Below are 14,493 nucleotides of genomic sequence, written 5' to 3' on the forward strand. Positions count from 1 at the left end.
TCTCACGCGAGTTCGTCCAGCCACTGCTGCGAGCGGGCCGCCGTCTCCGCCGCCCGGCTCAGCCCCGCCGGCAGGCTGCCGTCGAGGATGTGGCGGACGCCGAGGGCGAGGGGGCGGGAGACGCAGTGGGCCATGGCGCTCTCCTCCCGGTCGCCGACGCGGTCCAGGAGACAGGTACCGGACCACGTCCGCCCCGAGTCGGCGCGTACGGCCAACGACACGGCGAGGACGACGCGGTCGCGGTCGGCGTCCGTGGTCGGGTAGGTGGCCGCCAGCTCCCGGGCGAGGGCGGCGATGCGGACGTCGTCGCCCGTCCTCAGCACCTCGAAGACCGGCCCCCAGGCGCGCAGCCAGCCCTCCAGGCGGAGCGTGCCACGGACGAAGGTCTGCGGCTTCCAGGCGGCGGGCAGGTCGTACTGGTCGATGAAGGGGACGCGGCCGCGAGCAGCCCGTCCGTGCTGATCAGCGGGGAGAGCCGCCGGGCCTCCGCCGGGTCGATCAGGCGGCTGGGCACGCCGAGGGAGTTCTGCAGCGCCACGCTCGCATCGAAGGAGGCCACCTCGTCGGGTGTCGACAGCAGGAAGAGGTAGCCGACTCGGTGCAGCCCGATGTCGTACCCGATCTCCTCCGCGAAGCGGCCGAAGGCCTCCAGGCTGCGCGCGCCCAGCTGGATGTTGAGCTCGTCGGAGAACTGGGCCCGCACCCCGCCCGCGGCCTTCGAGGTGGAGCCGGCGGCGAGCTCGTCCCGCTCGACGAGCACGACGTCCCGAACGCCGGCCCGCGCCAGGTGGTAGGCGATGCTGGTGCCCATCACCCCGCCGCCGATGACGACGACACCGGCCCGCATGGTCATCTCGCACCTCCCGGGCAGTGGGCCGCCCGGGCCCCGGAGAGGAAGAGGACATCAAAGGTCACTCCCTCTTCCTGTCCGGATCTCCGGGCCGGTAATCAGGACAGGTGTGCCACCGCGTCCAGGTGGGGCAGGTGGTGGTCCAGCCGCTCCCGCTTGGTGCGCAGGTAGGTGATGTTGTTCTCGCACGGCGGGATCAACAGCGGCACCTGCTCGGCGACCTGGATGCCGTGCCGCAGCAGCGCCTCGCGCTTGCGCGGGTTGTTGGACATCAACCGCACCGAGCGCACCCCCAGATCGCGCAGGATCTCCGCGGCGACACCGTAGTCGCGGGCGTCCACCGGCAGACCGAGGGCGAGGTTGGCCTCGACGGTGTCCAGACCCTCCGCCTGGAGGGCCATCGCCCGCAGCTTGGCGAGCAGTCCAATGCCCCGGCCCTCGTGCCCTCTCAAGTAGACGACGATGCCGCTGCCTTCGGCGGCGACGGCGCGCAGGGCGGAGGCGAGCTGGTCGCCGCACTCGCAGTGCTGGGAGCCGAAGGCGTCTCCGGTCAGGCACTCCGAATGCAGCCGGGTCAGGACGCCGTCGGTGCCGATGTCGCCGTAGACCAGCACCACTTGTTCGTCGCCGCGGTCGTGGTCGAGGTAGCCGACCGCCTGGAATTTCCCGTACACGGTGGGCAGGGGGGCATTTACGACGCGTTCCACGCCCGTGCGCCGTGGGGACTTCTTGCCGAGTACGCCGAGGTTTTCTGTCATGATCTGGATCCTAAGCAGAGACGAAAGGCCGGAAAACAATGAGTGGTTCGGGAACGCGGCCGTCGGCATATGGTCTGTTGCCGGCGGACACCACGGACGACGTACGGACGCGGGGGGAAAACCTCTCGACGCAGGTCGCGGTCCTCCCCGTCGGTAGCTTCGAACAACACGGTCCGTACCTTCCGTTGGCGACCGACACGCTGGTCGCCTGTGCCATCGCCCGGGAGATCGCCGGCGCGTACCCGGTGCACCTCCTTCCTCCGGTGACGATCTCCTGCTCGCACGAGCACGCGGCCTGGCCGGGGACCGTCAGCATCTCCTCAGTGACCCTTCATGCGGTGGTACGGGACATCGCGGCGTCGCTCCGCCGGTCGGGCGTCGACGCGTTGGTGCTGGTCAACGGGCACGGCGGGAACTACGTGCTGGGCAATGTGGTTCAGGAGTCCTCCGCACGCGGCGAGTTGATGGCACTCTTCCCGGCCATGGAGGACTGGGAAACCGCCCGGGAGCGGGCCGGGGTGCGCACCTCGCTGCTCACCGACATGCATGCGGGGGAAATCGAGACCTCCATTCTTCTGCACGCTCATCCCGAAATGGTCCGGGCCGGTTACGAGTCCGTCGATTTCACCGCCGACGACCGGCGTCATCTGCTCACCGCCGGAATGTCCGCCTATACCGAATCGGGCGTCATCGGCCGTCCGTCCCTGGGGTCCGCGGAAAAGGGGAAGGAACTGCTCGCGAGCCTCGCCGGTTCCTTCGGCCCGTATTTCTCGCTGCTCACGTCGGCCGACGCGTCCGGGAACTTTGCACGGGATGCGGGAAGCGAGCGCGGGTAGTCGCCGTCGGTCGCGCGGTCGGGGTCCGGGTCCGGTACGGCGGTGCCGGACCCGGCGCGCAGGCCGGTGTACCGGCGGGCGACGAGGACGAGCGCGCCCGGCAGGCTCGCCACGAAGCTCAGCACCCCGTAGACGACGGCGACGGCCAGTCCGGTGTTCGCGCCGAGTCCGGCGGCGCCGAACGCCCAGGCGGTGACGCCCTCCCGGGGGCCGAAGCCGCCGACGTTCAGCGGCAGCCCCATGGCGACCAGGGCGAGGACCGCCAGCGGCAGCAGGGCGACCACGGAAGCGGCGGAGCCGGCGACCCGGGCGGCGACGACGAACATCGCGACGTGCCCCGCAAGGACGACGGCGGAGGAGAGAGCCACGCCCGGCCCGTTGCGGCGGGACAGCAGGCCCTCGCGCGCCTCGCCCAGGGTCCGGCGCAGGGCCCGCCCCCGGCGGGAGGGCGCCCGGTTCATGCGCAGGGCGAGGGCGACGGCGAGCGCGCCCACGGCGGCGAGGGCGGCCAGCGGCGCGAGGTGCCGGGTCTGCCCCCGCACCGGGGACGGCACGGTGAGCAGGACCGTGGCACCGGTGACGGCGAGGGCGATCTGCCCGGCGACGCGTTCGAGGACCACGGCCCGCACGCCGCGGCCGATGTCCCCGGCGCTCTGCCCGTGCCGCACCGCCCGGTGGACGTCGCCGAGGACACCGCCGGGCAGGGCCGCGTTCAGGAACAGCGCGCGGTAGTAGTCGGCCACGGCCGGGCCGAGCGGCAGCCGGATCCGCAGGCCCCGGGCCACCAGTTGCCAGCGCCAGGCGCTGAACACGGTGGTGACCAGCCCGATCCCGAGCGCCGCGGTCAGCGACGGGGCGTCGATCCGGCGCAGCCCGTCCAGGAAGACGCCGGTGCCCAGGCGCCACAGCAGGACGGCGAGGATGGCGACGCCGGCGACGGTGCCGAGGTGGGTGCGCAGGGCGCGGAAGCCGGGGCGGGAGAGGGGGGTACGGGAGGCGGCCGGTCCGAGTGCCGCGTCGGGTTCCCTCACGTCCGGGCGCGCGTCCGCCCGTACCAGCCGGACGTCCACCGTCTGCACGCTCATGAGGCACCGCCCGCCGGCCGGGACAGCGCCAGCAGGTCGCTGTGGTGGACGACGACCTCCAGCTCCCCGGCCGCGCAGGCTTCGAGGCGCTCCTGGAGGTAGCGGTCGGCGTGCGGCTGGAGTTCGGGGCGCTGTTCGACGGCGGCGCCGACCCAGCCGCGCAGCCACTGGGCGGTCAGTTCGCGCTGGTCGGGGCCGAGCCGCCAGTGGCTCGGGTGCACCCGCACGGTGGCGCCGTGCTCGGCGAAGGCCTCGGCGGCCACGGTGAGCGCGTCGGGGCCGAGCAGGCCGGTGCGGCGCTGGTGCGCGTTGAACGCCTCGGTGATCTCGGCGTCCAGCGCGTCGGCCGGGGTGAGGTCGACACGGCCGACCACCGACAGCGTGAGCAGCGCCGGGCAGCCGGCTCCGGTGCACGCGGCGGCGAGGGTGTCGATCTCCTCGCGGGTGAGGACGTCCAGCAGGGCCGACGCGGTCACCAGCGACGCGCCGAGCAGGGCGTCCGGGGTCAGCCGGGCCACGTCGCCGCGCCGCGTCTCCACGGTGACCCGGCTGCCGTCGGCGGCCGCGCGCGGGGAGGCGACGGCGGCGAAGTGCAGCAGGTAGGGGTCGCGGTCGTGGAGGATCCAGTGCTGGGGGCCGTCCAGCCGGGGGGCGAGCCAGCGGCCCATCGAGCCGGTGCCGCAGCCCAGGTCGTGCACGACGAGCCCGCCGTGCCGCCCCGGCAGGTTGGCGAGCCGGATCCGCAGCGGGTCCAGCAACTCCTGCGCCCGCGCGGCCGCGTCGGCCGGCTCGCGCAGTTGCAGCCACTCGGGCGCGTAACGGGGCGCCTCCTCGGGCCCGTCCTCACGCAGCCGGACGGTGGCGCGCTCGCCGGGGCGCGCGGCGGGGCCGGCACCGGGGATGACGGCCTGCGGCTCGGAGTCGGCGGCGAGGACCGCGTCCGTGGTGTCGCGCGGTCCCGGCTGGGCCGGGATCCCTCCGCCCCGCTGGGCGGCGCCGGTCGAAGTCGTCGTCTTCCTCATGCCGCCCTCCGGGGTTCGTTCGGCAGCCGGCCCAGGACGCCGGCCAGGCTGCGGGCGGTCGTCGCCCATCCGTCGAGGGCGGCGCGCCGGCTCCGGGCGGCCGTCTTCAGCCGGCGTCGTACGTCGGGCTCGCCGAACCAGCCGCGCAGTTCCGCGGCGAGGGCCGCGGGGTCCTCCGGCGGAACGAGGATGCCGGGCACACCGCCGTCGGGGGCGCGGCCAACCGCCTCGGGGACGCCGCCGACGTCCGTCGCCAGCACCGGGATGCCGCGTGCGAGCGCCTCGGTGATCGCCATGCCGTACGTCTCCGCGTACGAGGTGAGGACCATCAGGTCGGCCGCCGCGTAGCTGGCGTCGAGCTCGGCGCCGGCCTGCGGTCCGGCGAGACGGAGGCGATCCTGAAGGCCGTACTTCCCGATCAGGCCGCGCAGATGGGCTACGTAATCGGGGTCCTGGGTCAGCCCGCCGACGCAGACGCAGCTCCACGGCAGGTCGGTCACCGCGGCCAGCGCCTCCACCAGGCGGTGCTGCCCCTTGCGCGGGGTCACCGCGGCGACGCACAGCAGCCGCGAGACGCCGTCGGTGCCGGGGGCCAGCGGCGCGATGTCGGCGCCGGGGGCGGCGACATGGACCCGGTCCGGGGCCAGGCCGTGGTGGGAGACCAGGCGGCGGACCGCCCAGTCGCTGGTGGCGATCACGGCGGGTACGGCCCGCAGGACCGTACGTTCGCGTGCGTCCAGCTCCGCGGCCACGGCGGGCTCGAGCCCGGTCTCGTCGCCGAGCGGGAGGTGGACGAGAACGGCCATGCGCAGCCGTTCGGCCTCCGGGACGACGATCTCGGGCACGCCGCAGGCGACGAGCCCGTCGAGGAGGACGACGGCGCTGTCCGGCAACTCCCGCAGCGTGCACGCGAGTTCCGTGCGGGCGGCCGCTCCCGGCCGGGGCCAGCTGCCGCCCACCGGGTGCCCCTGGACCTGCCAGCCGAAGCCGGGCAGGTCCAGGCTGACGCGCCGGTCGTAGGCGTTGCCGCCGCTCGGCGTGGCCGGGTCGTCGACGCCGCCCGGCAGGACGAAGTGCACGGTGCGCAGGGACATGGGGATGATCCCGACGTTCTCGAGGCCCGCGCGCTGGGCGGGCACGTACCTCAGGGACGACGCCCGGTCGATGGTCGTGTCGGTCACAGGGCACGCTCGTAACTCGCCCAGGCGACGTGCGACTCGTGGAGGGTGACGGTGATGCCCGCGAGTCCCTTGGCGCCCTCGCCCATGGCGCCCTTGTGGATCCGCTCGGCGAGCCGGTCGGCGATGACCTTGGCCAAAAACTCCGTGGAGGTGTTGATGCCGGCGAAGTCGGGCTCGTTGTCGAGGTTGCGGTAGTTCAGCTCGCTCACGACCGCGCCCAGTTCCTGCGTGGCCAGTCCGATGTCGACGACGATGTTGTCGTCGTCCAGCTGTTCGCGGCGGAACGTGGCGTCCACGAGGAACGTGGCTCCGTGCAGCCGCTGCGCGGGCCCGAACACCTCGCCGCGGAAGCTGTGGGCGATCATGATGTGATCGCGGACGGTGATGCTGAACAACGGACGACCCTCCAGGTGCGGCGCGTCTGGTCCCCCCGCTGATCCCTGCCGGGGGATGCCGTGTAGTACGGCTCTTCGCTTCCCGTTGTTCAGTCGACTCTCACTCTTTTCTCAGGTCAGGCACTCTTGTCGTTCCGGATTGAACGGCTCCGTCAGGCCGGGGCCTCGGAGTCGGCGTACCTGACCCGGTGGCACAGGGCCGGAATCTCCCCGGATGCGAGCTTCGGCATGACCTCCGGCAGCTCCTCGAACGCGCTTTCCCCGGTGACGAGCGCGTCCAGCGCCGGGTCGGCGAGCAGGTCGAGGGCGAGGGCGAGCCGGTCGGCATACGTACGGCTGGAGCGGCGGGCCGGGGAGACGGTGCCGACCTGGCTGCTACGGATGACGAGCCGGCGGGAGTGGAAGGCCTCACCGAGCGGGAGGGCGACGCCCCGGTCGCCGTACCAGCTCAGTTCGAGGACGGTGCCTTCGGCGGTGAGCAGCTCCAGGGAACGGGCCAGGCCCTGCTCGGTGGCGCTGGCGTGCACGACCAGGTCGCATGCGCCCAGGGCGTCCTCGGGCGCGGCGAAGTCGACGCCGAGGGCCTCGGCGACCTTCGCCCGCGCGGGATCGGCGTCCACCAGCTGGATCCGCACCCCCGGGAACCGGGCCAGCAGGGCGGCCACCGAGCAGCCGACCATGCCACCGCCGACCACGGCGATACGGTCGCCGACCAGGGGAGCCGCGTCCCACAGGGCGTTCACGGCGGTCTCGACGGTGCCCGCGAGAACGGCCCGCTCGGCGGGCACGGCCTGCGGCACCGGCGTCACGGCGCTCGCGGGGACGACGTAGCGCGTCTGGTGCGGGTAGAGGCAGAAGACCGTACGCCCGGCCAGCTCCTGCGGTCCATCCTCGACGACGCCGACGTTGAGGTAGCCGTACTTCACCGGACCCGGGAAGTCGCCCTCCTGGAACGGTGCGCGCATGGCGGAGCGCTGGCTCTCCGGGACCCCGCCGCGGAACACGAGCGTCTCCGTGCCGCGGCTCACCCCGGACCACAGCGTGCGCACCAGCACCTCGCCCTCGGCCGGGTCGGGAAGAGTGACGTCGCGTATCTCGCCGTGGCCCGGCGAGCGGAGCCAGAACGCGCGGGCTGAGCGGTTCATCGTCGTCCTCCTGAACGATTGGGAAGTTGTTCACGTACCGAGATGTGCACAGGCCGCGCACAAGGTACGCGGCGTTGATCGACTCTGTCACTCGGCCGGAGGGTGTGCGGTGGCCCTGAACAACACTTACGACGCGAGGCTGGTCCAGCAGGAGACCGCTGTGGGAGCGGGCGTACAGATCCTGTTGCTGGCCCTGCTCGGCACGGCGATCGGCATGGGGCCGGCGGGCTGGCTGACCGGCCTGGCCTTCGCGATCGCCACCTGGGCGGTGCTCTCCCGGGCACTGCACCGGTCGCGGTTGCGCTCCTTCGGCGCCGCCAACCGGGTCACCCTGGGCCGGGCCACTCTCGTCGGCGGTGTGACGGCGCTGGTCGCGGACTCCTTCGAGAGCTCTCCGCCGGTGTCGCTGCTGGTGGGCCTGACGGCCGTGGCCCTGATCCTGGACGGGGTCGACGGCAAGGTCGCCCGCCGCACCGGCACCTCCACCGCGCTGGGGGCCCGCTTCGACATGGAGGTCGACGCGTTCCTGATCCTGGTGCTCAGTGTCTACGACGCCATGCAGCTCGGCCCGTGGGTGCTGCTGATCGGCGGCATGCGCTACGCCTTCGTCGCCGCCGCCCGCGTCCTGCCCTGGCTGAACGCCCCGCTGCCCCCGAGCACCGCCCGCAAGACGGTGGCCGCGCTGCAGGGCATCTGCCTGCTGGTGGCGGGCGCGGACCTGCTGCCGTACGTGGCCAACCTGGGTGTGGTGCTGTCGGCCCTGGCGCTGCTGGTGTGGTCGTTCGGGCGGGACGTGCTGTGGCTGTGGCGGACGTCGCGGGTGCAGGGGGCGCCGGCCGAGGAGACGCTGGAGGCCACTGTGGAGGCGCTGGAGGCGCCCGCTGAAGAGGCGTGGGAGGCCGCGCCGGCCGCTGAAGAGGTCTGGGAGGCCGCGCCGGCCGCTGAAGAGGTCTGGGAGGCCGCACCGGCCACTGAAGAGGCGTGGGAGGCCGTGCCGGCCGCGTGATGTCCGCAGCACACGCATCACAACACGCAGCACACGCATCACACGGGAAGGACCCGGATCACGGGAGATGATCCGGGTCCTTTCCGCTGCCTCGACGCCGCTCTACGACCGCGTGGACCGCGTCCGTACGACGGCGAAGACGGCGGCGGCGAGGCCGAGGACGCCCACGACCAGCCCGGCGATGCCCAGGCCGCGGGCGGTCGAGTCACTGGAGGACGAGGCCGAGGCGGCCGACGTGGAGCTCTTGGCGTTCCCGGAACCCGTCGAGGCGGCGGGCGTCTCCTCGCTGCCCCGGGCGGTGAGCTTGAGCACGGGCGCGGGGTTCTCCGGCTCCTGGCCGCCCTGGGCCTGCTCGATCCAGCGGACGACCTTGCCGTCGGAGTAGGTCTGCAGCGTCTTGAAGGTCAGCTGGTCGGTGTCGTCGGGCAGCTGGCCGAAGGCGGCGTTGAAGTCGTGGTACTGGCCGGGACCGATCTTGCCGCCGGTCCAGGTGATCTCGGAGACGGCGTCGGTGATCGTCCCGTCGTCGGTCTTCACCGGCGTCTTGAGCTTGCTGGTCGTCACCTTCGCGGTCCAGCCGTCCTGCGGGGTGACGAGCACGCCGAGGACCGGATGATCGGTGGGCAGGTAGACCTGCACCTTGGTGGTGCTCGCGGTGTCCTCCTCGTTGGGGACGCGGAAGGTCAGCACGCCGTCCGTGGCGCCCTTGGCGTAGCTGTCGGGGTGGACGGTGACGTGCGCGGAGGCGACGCCCGCGGCGGTGAGGACTCCGGCGGCGGCGAGAGCGGTGACGATGCCGGCGCGGCGCGCGGTGGTGCGGCGCGCGGTGGTGCGTGTGGTGGACATGGGTGAGTGGATCTCCGTACGGAAGGGCGTGTTGGGGTCAGATCGGGTACGGGATCCGGGCCGGCGGACCGCGCCGGCTCACCGCGTGCCGTAGCAGGAGCTGGCGCAACGTCGGCGACTCGGCCGAGGCGCGGTGGCGGCGACCGGCCGGTGCGGGCAGGGGGGCGGGCGCGGCCCGCCACCAGGCCGCGAGTCCGGGCACGAAGGCGACCGCCCAGCGCAGCAGCGACCACAGTGCCGCCTCCCCGCGCCGCAGCCACCAGGACGCGACGAGCGCGGCGAGGACGTGGGCGGCCACGGCGTACGGGGTCAGAGCGTGCGGATGCGTGAGGGCGGCCGTGGCGTGGCCGTGCGGGGCGACCATGGCGTGGGCGTGCATGGAGGCCATGGCATGGGCGGAGGTCATGGGCATGCCGTGAGCGGACATCGACGCCATGGAGGGCATGGACGGCATGGTCTGCATCCCGGGCGTGCCCGTACGGGGCCGCGCGGCGTGGAAGGCGAGGTGCAGCCCCGCCTGGGTGGCGAGCATCGCCGCGCCGATCCCGGGCAGAGAACGCTCCCGGCCGCCGAGCAGCCACCCGGTGACGAAGACGCCGATGAATCCCGCGCCGTCCGCCCACAGTGGCGGCATGTCGCCCATGGCGAGCCCGTGCCCGGCGGCAGCAAGGAGCACGCACACCGCGGCGAACACCGCGGCGCGCAGACCCCGAACCGCCGGCGACGCGCTCATGGTGAGGCATCCTCCCACGGACCAGGTGTACGGGTGACGCCGATGTCCGGTTCGGTCATCCTGCGGCGCCTCGTCGACGACGCGATCCGGGCAGCCTGGAACGCCGCTTCGGTGCCTCAGCCGCGCAGCAGATCATGTGATCCCACGGTGGCGAGCAGGGGCGGCTCCTCGCTTCCCTCGTAGGCGAGATGCAGTTCGCGGCGCGCCCGGGTGGCCAGTGCGTAGTACGTCATGCGCAGCGCGGCCGAGGTGGGATCGACGGACGCGTCAGTCGGGGATGACGACTGTTACGCCTGTGGGTCCCCCGCAGACGCTGGCGCACCGCGGGGCCCATGCCCGCCGGGACCGGTCTGCTCTGCACGGGCACCCTACTCGCACTGGCCACAACCGGTATGTTCGCGGACCCGAAATCCTACGGCGGCGGGGCCCCTGGGCCGCATCCGTCGTATCGGTACTGCTTCTACTGGGAGGCGCCCCTCTCCGCGCGGGCAAGGACGCGCCAGCGGGAAAGCCGAGCTGACCACGCGGAGACCCGGGCCGGTTGGGCGTCAGCCCTGCGCGGCGTAGTGGACGAACCGCGCCCAGCCGTCCCGGCCGACCGCGAAGTGGGGACGCGTCACGTCCTTGGAGTCCCGTACGTGGATGGTGTGATTGGTGACGGCGACTTCCACGCAGTCATCGCCCTGTGCACTGCTGTAGCTGGACTTGAACCAGTCGAGTTCGGGCGTGTTCATAGCGCTCCTCTTATCCGCACCAGCAGGCTCGTGGAGTCCTTCGGAGAGAGTGCCTGCGAGCGCAGTCTCGCATAGCGCATGTGGATCCTGCTCACCGCTTTCTGGTCAGCAATCAAGCGGCCGTTCTCCTGGCCCTCGGAGTACGCGCGCCAATGACCATCCGGAGTCTCCAGCAGCCGTACCGGCCCGGCGAGACACGCGTGCTGCTCGCTGTTCGAGGGCATGATTTGAAGCGTCACGTTACGCAGCGAACTGAGCTTGAGGACATGGTCGAGCAGCTCGGAGGTCACCTGAGCCCCGCCCAGACAGCGCATGAAGACGGCTTCCTCGACGATGAAGTCGAACGTGGTGTTGGGCCTCTCTCGGAGCAGTTGCTGACGCTCCATCCGGGCGTGCACCGTCGCCTCCAAAGCATCGTCCGACAGAGGCGGGATGTCGTTCTCGCAGAGGGCCCGCACATAACCCTCCGACTGCAACAACCCCGGCACCAACCGGCACTCATACGTACACAGACTCACCGCCACCCGCTCCAGCCGAGCCCACCGCCGAAACCAGGCCGCCAGCCCCGCCTCCCCCCGCGTCAGAAACCGGGCCGACCTCCGCAGCGCCCCCGTGTTGCCCAGCACCTCCTCCGCCCGCTCGACGAACGACTCGTCCGGCATCCGCCGCCCCAGCTCCACCGACTCCACGGTGTGCTTGGAGAACCGGACCAGCTCCCCGAACTCGGCCCTGCTGAACCCCGCGTTCTCACGCAGGGCCTGGACTACGGCCCCGAAGGTCCGCAGACTGTCCGAGGGGTCGGGCTCCCGTTCCAGCTCGCAGGTCGCCGCCTCACCGCTCTCCCCCACGCCGTCCGTCATACGCGGCCACCTCCAAATCCTTACGCACGCTGAGTGTCGTGCTGCGATCGACAGCACCCAGAGTGACGGCAAGCTCCGCGTACAGTCCACGGAATGTGCCCGTACGCTGACGCACCGTACGGTCCGCACTCCTGGTGCGCGCCCCCGCGCGCCCGTCACCGTGGTCCCATGAACGCGACCACGCCTCACCTGTCCACCGCCATCAGGACGTTCGCCCAACAGCTGTCCTCCACCCGCCGCGGAGCCCGTCTCGCCCGCCTGCTCGCGACCGAGGAACTGCGCATCTGGCAGGTGTCACCCGGCGTCACCGAGCGGGCCGAGCAGATCGTCGCCGAATTCGCCGCCAACGCCGCCCTCCACGGCCGCCTCCAGGGCCGCGACTTCCGCCTCGCGCTCACCCTCGACCCGGCCGCCGGCCTTCTCCGCATCACCGTCACCGACGCTCGCGGCGACCAACTGCCGTCCCTGTCGGAGGACTTCGAGACGCCGCCGGACGCCGAGTCGGGCCGCGGTCTCCTCCTGGTCACCGCCCTGGCCGACCGCTGGGGCACGGAGCCGTATCCGCCGGGCGGCAAGACCGTCTGGGCGGAACTCGACGTCTGCTCCATGAGAGGGCGTTGAGGAGAAAACCCCCGTTGATCGCCGTCGCCGCGTCAGAGGGCCGTGGTCTCCTTGAGAACTTCGGGGCCTTCCGGTCGCCGACGCCCGGCCGGACCTGCCTCCGCGCCCGGTGGCCGGGCTGGCGCGCGCTCACGGACCGGCGGCCGGCAGAGACGCGCGGCCCGTGGCCCCTGTGCTGCCAGAATCCTTGTGCGATGGAAAGGCAGGCCAACTGGCCTGCGTAATCGGCCTGTTCGTCGTAAGGAGATGAGTGTGGGGCTGCCACCGGACCTGAAGGTCATCGCCGAGGGCATGATCAAGGCGTCCATGGGAATGGTGGGCACGGTCATGGTCGGCACCCGCGACACCACCATCGCGCTCTTCCACGAGCTGGACCGTCAGCATGGCATGGCCGGGGACGACGACGCGGGGCGGGCGTTCGCGAAGGTGTACAAGTCGGCGGAGAGTCGATGATGGCCATGAACGGTGTCACCGGTTCCGCACGGTATGTGCCCTGAGAGTGAAGGACTTCTGTGGTGGCAGAGTACAACCTGCGGTCGAACTTCGTCTTCGCTCCGCCCGAGGACAGTCCAGCCGCGTGGCAGGCGAGCCTGGAGACGTTCAGGAATGCGCTGGCGCGGGCCTTTCCTGACGCCTTCCTGGAGACGAACACTTCCTCCCTCCGCGATGTGCCTGTCCTGGACTTCGAGATCGAGGTGGCGCCGGACGTCTTCGTCACGGGGACGGCTGCCATGCCCGCCCCGGACTACGCCCATGTCAGCATCATCGACGTGACCGCGGACGCGGCGGCCCTGTTCGCCCAGTGGCTCCGCGACTCGTACGTGCCCTCACCGGCCGGCGTGCGTTTCCTGAGCAGCTTGGTCATGGAAAACGGCGACGAGACCCCCTGGCCCCTAGCGGCGACAGGCGACGCCGCGGAGATCGAGGCCGTACTGCGCAACCACCTACCGGCCCGGTGCAGGGTGCCGCGGTGGGTGCGGGCTCCCGCACCCGCACCCACTGCACCCACCGCACCGCGAGCAACGCGCCTCAGGCGGCCTTCCGGTGCCGCTCCCAATGCGCGCGCACGATCTCCGCGTACCGGTGTCCGCTGCCCTTGATGGTGCGGACCTGGGTCCGGTAGTCCACGTGGACGAGGCCGAAGCGCTTGTCGTAGCCGTACGCCCACTCGAAGTTGTCCAGCAGCGACCAGGCGAAGTAGCCGGCCAGCGGGGCGCCCTTGCGGGCGGCGGAGGCGCAGGCGGCCAGGTGCTTCACCAGGTAGTCCTGGCGCTCGGGGTCGTCGACCGTGCCGTCGGTGCGGACGACGTCGGGGAAGGCGGAGCCGTTCTCGGTGACGTAGATCCTGCGGGCGCCGTACTCGTGGGTGAGGCGCAGCAGCAGCGTCTCGATGCCGCTCGCGTCGATCTCCCAGTCCATGCCGGTGCGCGGCACGCCGGGGCGGGGCACGGAGCGGACGTGAGGAGCGGGGCCCGTGGGGTCGTCGGCGACTGTGGCCGGGAAGTAGTAGTTCAGGCCCAGCCAGTCCAGCGGGGCGGCGATCGTCTCCAGGTCGCCCGGCTGCTCGGGGAGTTCGACGCCGTACACCTCCCGCATGTCCGTGGGGAAGCCGCGGCCGTGGACGGGGTCCAGCCACCAGCGGTTGACGTGGCCGTCGTGGCGGCGGGCGGCCGCCACGTCCTCGGGGCGGTCGGTGGCGGCGAAGACGGTGGAGAGGTTGTTGACGATGCCGACCTCGGCGTTCGGCGCGGCGGCGCGGATCGCCTGCGCGGCGAGGCCGTGGCCGAGGAGCAGGTGGTAGGAGGCGCGGACCGCGGCGGTCAGGTCGGTCAGACCGGGGGCCATCTTGCCCTCCAGGTGGCCGATCCAGGCCGAGCACGACGGCTCGTTGAGGGTGGCCCAGTGGGTGACGCGGTCGCCGAGGCGTTCGGCGACGACCGACGCGTACGCGGCGAAGTGCTCGGCGGTCGCCCGCTCGGGCCAGCCGCCGCGGTCCTGGAGCGCCTGCGGCAGGTCCCAGTGGTAGAGCGTGACCGAGGGGGTGATCCCCGCCTCCAGCAGGCCGTCGATCAACTCGTCGTAGAACGCGAGGCCCTTGGGGTTCGCCGGACCGTCGCCGCCCGGCACGACGCGCGGCCAGGCGATCGACAACCGGTAGGCGTTGGTGCCGAGTTGCCGCATCAGGCCGATGTCCTCGCGCCAGCGGTGGTAGTGGTCGCAGGCGACGTCGCCGTGGTCGTCGTTGTCGATCTTTCCGGGGGTGTGGGAGAAGGTGTCCCAGATCGATGGCGAGCGGCCGTCCTCGGTGACGGCTCCCTCGATCTGGTACGCCGATGTGGCCGTGCCCCACAGGAAGTCGTGCGGGAGCGCGGCGAGGTCGATGGCGTCGGACACAGAAGTCCCTTCGGAGGTAGGGGGTTC

General features: G+C 72.1%; 15 protein-coding genes and 3 pseudogenes. 5 read left to right on the top strand and 13 right to left on the bottom strand.

Going from position 1 to position 14,493, the window contains the following annotated elements:
- Positions 1–2: 2 nt before the first annotated feature.
- From ABZV31_RS33695 to ribA, 3 genes and pseudogenes are all read right to left on the bottom strand, one after another.
- A pseudogene (locus ABZV31_RS33695) lies at positions 3–434 on the bottom strand (saccharopine dehydrogenase C-terminal domain-containing protein); the annotation flags it as partial.
- Positions 434–853 (bottom strand): annotated as a pseudogene (locus ABZV31_RS33700) (FAD-binding oxidoreductase); the annotation flags it as partial. The pseudogenes ABZV31_RS33700 and ABZV31_RS33695, both read right to left, overlap by 1 nt.
- 95 nt (positions 854–948) lie before the next feature.
- Positions 949–1,608, bottom strand: coding sequence for a GTP cyclohydrolase II (gene ribA, locus ABZV31_RS33705; protein ID WP_355900661.1), 660 nt, complete (start codon positions 1,606–1,608; stop codon positions 949–951).
- Between the two features lie 38 nt (positions 1,609–1,646).
- On the opposite strand from ribA, the pseudogene ABZV31_RS33710 reads away from it, so the two are divergent.
- Positions 1,647–2,297: pseudogene (locus tag ABZV31_RS33710) on the top strand (creatininase family protein); the annotation flags it as partial.
- Here ABZV31_RS33710 and ABZV31_RS33715 read toward each other — a convergent pair.
- The 5 genes from ABZV31_RS33715 to ABZV31_RS33735 form a co-directional block, all read right to left on the bottom strand.
- Complete coding sequence (locus tag ABZV31_RS33715) at positions 2,279–3,529, bottom strand: lysylphosphatidylglycerol synthase transmembrane domain-containing protein (RefSeq protein WP_355900662.1); 1,251 nt, start codon at positions 3,527–3,529, stop codon at positions 2,279–2,281. The pseudogene ABZV31_RS33710 and the gene ABZV31_RS33715 overlap by 19 nt on opposite strands.
- The gene (locus ABZV31_RS33720) at positions 3,526–4,551 is read right to left on the bottom strand and encodes a trans-aconitate methyltransferase (protein ID WP_355900663.1); all 1,026 of its coding nucleotides are present in this window, start codon (positions 4,549–4,551) and stop codon (positions 3,526–3,528) included. Before ABZV31_RS33720 ends, ABZV31_RS33715 begins: the two co-directional genes overlap by 4 nt.
- Complete coding sequence (locus ABZV31_RS33725) at positions 4,548–5,732, bottom strand: glycosyltransferase family 4 protein (RefSeq protein WP_355900664.1); 1,185 nt, start codon at positions 5,730–5,732, stop codon at positions 4,548–4,550. Before ABZV31_RS33725 ends, ABZV31_RS33720 begins: the two co-directional genes overlap by 4 nt.
- Positions 5,729–6,127 carry a 6-carboxytetrahydropterin synthase gene (locus ABZV31_RS33730; protein WP_355900665.1) on the bottom strand — a complete coding sequence of 133 codons (399 nt, stop codon included), beginning with the start codon at positions 6,125–6,127 and terminating at the stop codon, positions 5,729–5,731. The genes ABZV31_RS33725 and ABZV31_RS33730 overlap by 4 nt, the downstream gene beginning before the upstream one ends.
- A 152-nt stretch (positions 6,128–6,279) precedes the next feature.
- A complete protein-coding gene (locus tag ABZV31_RS33735; protein WP_355900666.1) occupies positions 6,280–7,272 on the bottom strand; it encodes a zinc-binding alcohol dehydrogenase in 993 nt (330 codons plus the stop codon).
- Between the two features lie 109 nt (positions 7,273–7,381).
- Between ABZV31_RS33735 and ABZV31_RS33740 the strand changes: the two genes are divergently transcribed.
- Positions 7,382–8,278 carry a CDP-alcohol phosphatidyltransferase family protein gene (locus ABZV31_RS33740; protein ID WP_355900667.1) on the top strand — a complete coding sequence of 299 codons (897 nt, stop codon included), beginning with the start codon at positions 7,382–7,384 and terminating at the stop codon, positions 8,276–8,278.
- 102 nt (positions 8,279–8,380) lie between these two features.
- Here ABZV31_RS33740 and ABZV31_RS33745 read toward each other — a convergent pair whose 3' ends face one another.
- The 4 genes from ABZV31_RS33745 to ABZV31_RS33760 form a co-directional block, all read right to left on the bottom strand.
- On the bottom strand, positions 8,381–9,124 hold the full coding sequence (locus tag ABZV31_RS33745) for a YcnI family protein (protein WP_355900668.1): 744 nt from the start codon (positions 9,122–9,124) through the stop codon (positions 8,381–8,383).
- Positions 9,125–9,161: 37 nt separating this feature from the next.
- Positions 9,162–9,857, bottom strand: a complete 696-nt coding sequence (locus ABZV31_RS33750; protein WP_355900669.1) for a hypothetical protein — start codon at positions 9,855–9,857, stop codon at positions 9,162–9,164.
- A gap of 548 nt (positions 9,858–10,405) precedes the next feature.
- Positions 10,406–10,591 carry a DUF397 domain-containing protein gene (locus tag ABZV31_RS33755; protein WP_355900670.1) on the bottom strand — a complete coding sequence of 62 codons (186 nt, stop codon included), beginning with the start codon at positions 10,589–10,591 and terminating at the stop codon, positions 10,406–10,408.
- Positions 10,588–11,451 carry a helix-turn-helix transcriptional regulator gene (locus ABZV31_RS33760; RefSeq protein ID WP_355900671.1) on the bottom strand — a complete coding sequence of 288 codons (864 nt, stop codon included), beginning with the start codon at positions 11,449–11,451 and terminating at the stop codon, positions 10,588–10,590. Before ABZV31_RS33760 ends, ABZV31_RS33755 begins: the two co-directional genes overlap by 4 nt.
- 168 nt (positions 11,452–11,619) lie before the next feature.
- On the opposite strand from ABZV31_RS33760, the gene ABZV31_RS33765 reads away from it, so the two are divergent.
- The 3 genes from ABZV31_RS33765 (at position 11,620) to ABZV31_RS33775 (ending at position 13,172) form a co-directional block, all read left to right on the top strand.
- Positions 11,620–12,072 (top strand): ATP-binding protein, encoded by a 453-nt coding sequence (locus ABZV31_RS33765; protein ID WP_355900672.1) that lies wholly within the window; start codon positions 11,620–11,622, stop codon positions 12,070–12,072.
- Between the two features lie 252 nt (positions 12,073–12,324).
- On the top strand, positions 12,325–12,525 hold the full coding sequence (locus ABZV31_RS33770) for a hypothetical protein (protein WP_355900673.1): 201 nt from the start codon (positions 12,325–12,327) through the stop codon (positions 12,523–12,525).
- A 62-nt stretch (positions 12,526–12,587) separates the two neighbouring features.
- Positions 12,588–13,172, top strand: coding sequence for a hypothetical protein (locus tag ABZV31_RS33775; RefSeq protein ID WP_355900674.1), 585 nt, complete (start codon positions 12,588–12,590; stop codon positions 13,170–13,172).
- Here the strand turns inward: ABZV31_RS33775 and ABZV31_RS33780 are convergent.
- The gene (locus ABZV31_RS33780) at positions 13,102–14,466 is read right to left on the bottom strand and encodes a GH1 family beta-glucosidase (RefSeq protein ID WP_355900675.1); all 1,365 of its coding nucleotides are present in this window, start codon (positions 14,464–14,466) and stop codon (positions 13,102–13,104) included. The genes ABZV31_RS33775 and ABZV31_RS33780 overlap by 71 nt on opposite strands.
- Positions 14,467–14,493: the final 27 nt, after the last annotated feature.

Source organism: Streptomyces sp. NPDC005202, from assembly GCF_040608235.1.
Lineage (GTDB): Bacteria > Actinomycetota > Actinomycetes > Streptomycetales > Streptomycetaceae > Streptomyces.

Bases quoted from the DNA above. Each gene is read 5' to 3' on its own strand.
- ribA (WP_355900661.1), bottom strand. From the start codon at position 1,608: ATGACAGAAAACCTCGGCGTACTCGGCAAGAAGTCCCCACGGCGCACG.
- ABZV31_RS33715 (WP_355900662.1), bottom strand. From the start codon at position 3,529: ATGAGCGTGCAGACGGTGGACGTCCGGCTGGTACGGGCGGACGCGCGC.
- ABZV31_RS33720 (WP_355900663.1), bottom strand. From the start codon at position 4,551: ATGAGGAAGACGACGACTTCGACCGGCGCCGCCCAGCGGGGCGGAGGG.
- ABZV31_RS33735 (WP_355900666.1), bottom strand. From the start codon at position 7,272: ATGAACCGCTCAGCCCGCGCGTTCTGGCTCCGCTCGCCGGGCCACGGC.
- ABZV31_RS33745 (WP_355900668.1), bottom strand. From the start codon at position 9,124: ATGTCCACCACACGCACCACCGCGCGCCGCACCACCGCGCGCCGCGCC.
- ABZV31_RS33750 (WP_355900669.1), bottom strand. From the start codon at position 9,857: ATGAGCGCGTCGCCGGCGGTTCGGGGTCTGCGCGCCGCGGTGTTCGCC.
- ABZV31_RS33755 (WP_355900670.1), bottom strand. From the start codon at position 10,591: ATGAACACGCCCGAACTCGACTGGTTCAAGTCCAGCTACAGCAGTGCA.
- ABZV31_RS33760 (WP_355900671.1), bottom strand. From the start codon at position 11,451: ATGACGGACGGCGTGGGGGAGAGCGGTGAGGCGGCGACCTGCGAGCTG.
- ABZV31_RS33765 (WP_355900672.1), top strand. From the start codon at position 11,620: ATGAACGCGACCACGCCTCACCTGTCCACCGCCATCAGGACGTTCGCC.